Genomic DNA, 6,835 nt, shown 5'->3' on the forward strand with positions numbered 1-6,835 from the left:
GTGACCTCCTTCTCGTGCTTCGTCTTCCCCCCGTCGGGCAGCGGCCCGGCGAACGGGTCGGCGACCACCAGGTACGTGGCCGCCGCCACGGCCACGACGGCGGCCCCCAGCCCGATCCACGCCGTGCGGCCGAACCGGCGCGCGGCACGGGGGCGCTCGGTGGGCGCGACGGCCCGGGCGGGCTGCGCAGCGGGCGGGTTCGCGGCGGCCTCCAGCAGGGCCCGCACCCGGGCGGGCGTCGGACGGCGCGCCGGGTCCTTCTCCAGCAGCCCGTTGACGGCCTCGGCCAGCGGGCCCTGCGCGGCGGCGGGCGGCGCGGGGGCCGCGTGCAGGACCGACTGGAGGGTGGCCGGCGTGTTGCTGCGGCGGAACGGCGAGACGCCCTCGGTCGCCGCGTACAGCACCACGCCCAGGGACCACAGGTCGGCGGCCGGGCCCGGGCGCTGCCCGAGCACCCGCTCGGGGGCGAGGTACTCGGGCGAGCCGATGATGCCGCCGGTGTCGGTCAGCCGGGTGTCGCCCTCGATCTGGGCGATGCCGAAGTCGGTGAGAACGATCCGGTCGTGGCGGCCGAGGAGGATGTTGTCCGGCTTGACGTCCCGGTGCAGGACGCCCGCCGCGTGCGCGGCCTCCAGCGCGCCGAGCACCTCCAGGCCGACACGGGCCGCCTCACGCTCGCCGAGCGTGCCCTCCTGGAGGACGTCGCCGAGCGAGCGGCCGCGCACCAGCTCCATCACGATCCACGGCCGTCCGTCCACGACCGCGACGTCGTACACGTCGACCACGGCCGGATGGTCCAGCCGGGCCGCGGCCCGCGCCTCGCGGCGCATCCGCTCGAACGCGTTGGCGCGTTCGCGTTCAGGAAGCTGGTCGGGCACCCGGGGCTCCTTGACGGCGACCTCGCGGTCCACCGTCTCGTCCTTGGCGCGCCATACCGTGCCCATGCCGCCGTGCCCGAGCTTCGCCAGCAGCCGGTACCGCCCGGCGACCAGCCGTCCGACGCCCGGCTCGGGCACGGGCCCCGTCTCCGGCCCCGCTGTCCGCGGCTCGGGTTCCGAGGGCGCGGCCGCCTGCTGGGGCATGGCCGGCTGTGGGTTCGGCGGTTGCAGAACAAAACTCGTCGTCTCATCGGACTCGTGGCCGACGCCCCCGTTGTGGCTCATGGTCCATCCATATCGCGCCAAGCAGGCCGGTATCCACTGGTGAAGTGCAACTACCGTGTCACGAACGTGTCGACCGCGACGTCGAAGTACTCCCGCGCCTCGCGCACCTTGCCGACCGGCGCCGACACCCAGACGTCGTACAGCCGTCCGCCCTGCTCCCAGCACAGGTCGTAGGTGTGCCGTGGGCCCTCCGCCGCGCTGAAGCCGTCCCAGGTGAACTGCCAGAGGGCGGCGGGCCGTCCGCCGTGGGTCGTCTCGGTGACCTGTCCGTCGTGGTAGCCGGGGTTGGTGTCCGAGCCCTTGGCGGCCGCCCGTTCCATCACGGCGAGCGGGCCGTCCGGCGCCGCGTCGGACACCTTCACCCCGAGGCGGAAGACCTGTCCCGGGGACATGAAGAACACCCGCTCGCCCTGCGGCACACGGGTGAAGTCCTCCGGCACCGCGAGCGCGAACCCGGTCGGGTCGTCGGCCACGCGGTAGCCGGACGGGGCGGAGGGCGTGCCGGTCACCGGCCGGGAAGCGGCCGGCACCGAGGCGGGGGACGTCCCGTGCACCGCCGTCGGAGAGACGCTGGGGGTCGCCGGAGGGCTCGGCGCGCCGCTGGTGCGCGGCCGGCCCGGCGTGGAGCTCGCCGACGCCTTGGGAGCCGAACTCGTGGGCGTACGGCCCCGGTCGCCGTCCCCGTTCACCAGCAGCGCCGCCGCCGACACGCCCGCCCCCGCCATGGCGGCCACCAGCAACGCGGCCACCAGCACACCGCGTGTGGAGCGCTCCCGGGGCGAGGCGTCCGGGCGGGGCAGATCCGCCTGGGTCGGGGTGTAGCCGGACGACACCGGCGGTGGCGTGCGCCCGGTGTCCAGAAAGGCGCGCAGCAGCCGCTCCGCCTCCGCCGCGCCCAGCCGTCTCTCCGGATCGCGCTCCAGCAGCCCCCGCACGACGGGCAGCAGGGGGGCGGCCTGCGGGGGCGTGCGGATCTCGGCGAACACGACGGCGTGCAGGATGCCGCCCAACGAGTCGCGCCGGAACGGGGATTCGCCGCTCAGCACCGTGCACAGCAGAGCGCCCAGCGACCACAGGTCGGACTCCGCGCCCGTGTACGAACCGGACATCCGCTCGGGGGCGGTGTACTCGGGCGAGCCGACGAACGAACCGGTCTCGGTGAGCGTGGTGGCGCCCGCGATCTGCGCGATCCCGAAGTCGGTGAGGACGACGCGCTCGCTGTCGCGTTCCAGCAGGACGTTCGCGGGCTTGATGTCCCGGTGCAGGACGCCGGCCGTGTGCGCGGCGCGCAGCGCGCCGAGCAGGGCGACGGCGATCCGGGCCGCCTCCTTCGGTGCGAGCGGGCCCTCGGCGGCGATCCGGTCGGCGAGGGAGCCGCCGTCGATCAACTCCATGACGATGTACGGGCGTTCGCCGTCCTCGACGACGTCGTGCACGACGATGATGTGCGGATGGCTGAGCTGGGCGACCGCTCGGGCCTCGCGCAGGGTGCGGTCGCGGCGGCCGCGCGCCTCCTCCGCGGAGAGCCCGTCGTCCTGGATCAGCTCCTTCACGGCGACACGCCGTCCCAGCAGCTGGTCCGTGGCCCGCCACACGACTCCCATGCCGCCACGCCCGAGCCTCGCCTCGAGCCGGTAACGGCCCGCGATGACCCGTGTGGCGTCCCCGCCCCCCTCGGTCCCCATGAGGCCCATCATGCCGCACCGGAGGTCACGCCTCCGGGGCGCGGTCCGGCCAACTGCCGGACCGGGCCCGCGGACGCTACGAACCCGGCTCGCGCCAGCTCCGCAGCACGGACTTGAACTGCTTGGCCGTCGCCTCCCAGTCCTGCGCGGGCGACGACATGTAGATGGCGTACTCGGAGCCGTCGCGGGCGACGTACGTCTCCTCGATCGCGCGGCGCGGCCCGGGGAACTTCGTGTCCTTCGCCAGCGCGGTCCAGGTGTACTCCCACTCGGAGCCGTCGCGGTCGCGGTAGAGGTTCTTCTCCAGGGTGACCCGCTCGTAGTCGACGAGCCGCTCGAGCTGCTGTTCCAGGTCGACCTGATGGGCGTAGGGGTCGCTGAAGTCGGGGGACTTGTCGAGGGCGATGCGCACGAAGTGCTCGCCTCCGTCGGGGGTGTAGTCGACCTGCTGGAGATCGCCGTCGTCCTGGTACACCTCCCGCTTCCAGCCCTTGGGCAGGGCGAGCCCGAAGCCCAGCGGGTCGTCGATCTTCTCCGAGCCGTCGGGCGCCGTGCCCTGGTCGGTGGTGGCGCCGGTGGACGACGGGCTCGGCGAGGGGGACGACGACCCGGACCCGGTGGTCTGCTCCCGGCCCGGATCCCACTTCTGCAGCACGATCGCCGTGCCCCCGCCGACCAGCGCCGCGACGACGACCACGAGGGCCGTCGTGCGCAGCCGGCGACGGCGGCGCGGCGGCCGGCCGTCCGGGACAGCGGCGGACGCGGTGAACTGCACGGGCGGCGTGTTCGGCCCCGACAGGCCCTGGCCGGGGTGGTGCACGGGGCCCACCGCGGTCGGGTGGGTCAGGGGATGGCCGGCCGTCGGCGTCCGGGGCGGCGACGGCACGTACGAGGTGGGAGGCGTGGCGTGGGACGTCGGGTGCGCCGCGGACGGGGGCCCGGCGTGGTGCCCTCCCGTGACCCGGTCCGGCCCGCCGAACTGCGTCGGCACATAGGCCTGCGCCGCGTCGGGACGCCGTCCGTCGGCGGCCTCGGCCAGCAGGTGCTCGGCCTCTGCGGTGGTGGGACGCGCGGCCGGGTCCTTGCGCAGCAGGGCGGTGATGACGGGGCCGAGCGGCCCGGCCTGGCGCGGGTCGGCGGCCTCCTCCTCGACGACGGCCTGCAGCGTGGTCAGCGGCGAGGTGCGGCGGAACGGCGACCGTCCCTCCACCGCCGTGTACAGCGTCGCGCCCAGCGCCCACAGGTCGGAGGAGGGACCGGGGTCGTGTCCGCGCACCCGCTCGGGGGCCAGGTAGTCGACGGAGCCGACGACCTCTCCGGTGCGTGTGATGGTCGTGTCGCCCTCGATCTGGGCGATGCCGAAGTCGGTGAGCAGGACGCGGCCGTCCTCGGAGAGGAGCACGTTGCCCGGCTTGACGTCGCGGTGCAGTACCCCGGCGGAGTGCGCGGCACGCAGGGCGCGCAGCACCCACAGGCCGATCCGCGCGGCCTCCGTGGGCTCGACGCGCCCGTCCTCCTTGACGGCGTCGGCCAGCGAGCGGCCCTCGACCAGCTCCATCACGATCCACGGACGGCCGTCGTGTTCGAGCACGTCGTGAACCGTGACCACGGCGGAGTGGTTGATCCGCGCGGCCGCCCGGGCCTCCGCCCGGGTCCGCGCCAGCAGGACCGCCCGGTCGCCCTCCGCCACGTACAGCGCGGCCGTCAGCTCCTTGATGGCGACCGCCCGGTGCAGCAGCTCGTCGTGGGCACGCCACACCCGGCCCATGCCGCCGCTCCCTATGGCGTCGGCGAGCCGGTAGCGCCCCGCGAGGAGCTGGCCCTGCATCTGATTCACGTTGCCCCGCAATGCTCTTGACAGGGCCAGCGTAAAGACCGGGCCGCCCGCGCGGAACCAGGGGGGTGCCAAGGAGACAGCACTGTGACGGTTGTCGCTTCCCGCCCCGCGAAGCAACCCCGAAGCACCCGGCGGGGTCCGGGCGCTCGTCAGCCGGTGTACTGGTAGGTGGCCGACGCCTGCTCGAACAGCCGGGATACCTCGTCCCGTTCGGCCTCCGGACCCCGCACCTGAACGATGTGGTAGCGCCCGGCGATGAGGATGGCCAGGTTGCGGACGTACAGCTCACGCCCGCCCGCGCCGGTCCAGGTGAACTGCCCCTCGGCCATGGTCCGGGTGCCCACGGTCGTCGTGCGCAGCCCGGAGGCCGTCGCCCAGCTGGAGTCCCGGTAGGGCTGGAGCTCGCTCTCCTTCTCCCGCTGGTAGACCATCGGGTCACTGCCGCCGGCCGACGTGCCGTCGCGTCCCGGGACGACGATCAGCTCGAAGTTCCCGTGCGAGTAGACGACCTGGCCGCGCCCGTTCTTCGGCGCGCGGCTCCAGCCGTCGGCCACGGCGACCTGGAAGCCGGCGGCGTCCTTGCGCAGGGTGAACCCGTCGGCGGCGCCCCCGCCGGATCCGCCGGTCTGCGTCTGGGTGGCCTCCGCCGACGAGGAGGCTGAGGCGCCCGGCGTGGTCTGGTCGGGACGGGGTTCGCTGCTCGCGTCGGGCGCCTGGCCTGAGGCCGCGCCGGCTGCCCCCGTGCGCCGGGGGTCCGCGCCGGCCGCGCCGTCCTCACCGGCCTTGGGCATGAACAGCACGGCGTACGCGACGGCCGCGGCCAGCACCAGCAGGATCAGCACGAGCAGCGTCCGGCCCAGACTGCGCGGCGAGCCCTCCGTCTCCGGCCGGCCCCGCTTGTGCCGTCCGTGCGTCGCGGGCAGCCCGGCGCGCCGCCGGCGCACCAGCTCGCCCTTGCGGCGCACGATGGGCAGCCGGCGGGGGTCCACGGGCGGGGCGGCGACGACATGCGCCCCGGCCTCCGGCTCCGGCGCGGACCTCACCAGCGAGCGCAGCCAGCCCCGCAGCTCCTCGAAGCCGAGGCGCTCGGTCGGGTCCTGGCGCAGCAGCGACTCCACGACCGGCCTGAGGGGCCCGCACTCCTCTGCGAAGGCGGGCGGTTCGGCGCACACCATCTGCACCAGCTCGGCCGTCGACTCCTCCGGGTACGGCGCATGCCCCTGCACGGCCCGGAAGAGCAGCGCGCCCAGCGCCCACAGGTCGGTGGCGGGACCGATCGGGGCGGCCAACTGCCAGTTCTCGTGCACCGGACCGGCCTGCTCGGGCGCCCACCGCTCGGTGACCGGTCCGACGACGGCCATCCTCGCCTGCCGTGCCCGCTCGGCGGCGAGCGCGCTGCCGGGCCCGCGCCGGACGCCTCCGCCGGGCGCCCCGGCCGCGAGCTCGTCCCAACGGACCCCGGCCCGCTCCTCGCCCGAGCCGGTCCGGCCCTGGATCTGGCCCGGGTACTGGCCGGGCACGGGGACCGGCTGGCCGGGGACGGGCTTGAGCGAGGCGTGCGAGGTCGGGTCCGCGTCCTGCTGCGGGAATCCGGGGGCGTAGGGGGCGTGCGGTGCGGGGACGTGCGGTGCCGGGCCGGGTGCGCCCTGGGCTCCGTAGGGGTCGGCGATCCGGCCGGTGGCGCTTCCCGCGGCCCCTTGTCCGCCGTCGGCCGGGGTACGGGCGCCGGGCAGCGCCGCGCGTCCGTTCTGCTCCGCCTCCTGGGCCTCCTGCACCCGCGCCGCCGCCCGGGCCCCGGCGCGGTACGCGGCGATCGCGCCGGCCCGCGCGGCACGGATGTCCCCGCCGGTCTCCGTGGACGCCCTGCGGGCCACGGCCCCGGACGCCCCCGCGCCGACGGACGGTTCACCCGCCGCCACCGGGAACGCGCCCGTGGCCCGCGCCTCTATCGCGGCCCGCCGGGCAGCCTCGGGATCCACCGCACCGGCATCGAGCCCACCGCCGCCGGGTCCGCCCGGACCGCCCGGCCCTCTCGATCCGCCCGGACCGACAGGACCGCGAGGACCGCCCGGACCGAAGGCGCCTTGGCCGCCCGGCTGCGATCGGGGCGCCGGAGTCCCCGGCCCGACGCTGCCGGCGCGGCCGCCGGT

At 75.7% G+C, this 6,835-nt stretch carries 4 protein-coding genes; all 4 read right to left on the bottom strand.

The features are described 5' to 3' along the window. Positions 1–1,163 (bottom strand): serine/threonine-protein kinase (locus BG482_RS39680; protein WP_079142708.1); only part of this gene is annotated, 1,163 nt, incomplete at its 3' end. Between the two features lie 50 nt (positions 1,164–1,213). Then, positions 1,214–2,848 carry a serine/threonine-protein kinase gene (locus tag BG482_RS39685; protein ID WP_069774079.1) on the bottom strand — a complete coding sequence of 545 codons (1,635 nt, stop codon included), beginning with the start codon at positions 2,846–2,848 and terminating at the stop codon, positions 1,214–1,216. 76 nt (positions 2,849–2,924) lie between these two features. After that, positions 2,925–4,676 (bottom strand): serine/threonine-protein kinase, encoded by a 1,752-nt coding sequence (locus BG482_RS39690; RefSeq protein ID WP_069774077.1) that lies wholly within the window; start codon positions 4,674–4,676, stop codon positions 2,925–2,927. Between the two features lie 158 nt (positions 4,677–4,834). Then, entirely contained in the window at positions 4,835–6,664 is a 1,830-nt protein-coding gene (locus BG482_RS39695) for a hypothetical protein (RefSeq protein ID WP_370745956.1), read from the bottom strand. Positions 6,665–6,835 lie beyond the last annotated feature (171 nt).

Origin of the sequence: Streptomyces sp. LUP30 (genome assembly GCF_001746365.1) — a bacterium.
Taxonomy (GTDB): Bacteria; Actinomycetota; Actinomycetes; order Streptomycetales; family Streptomycetaceae; genus Streptomyces.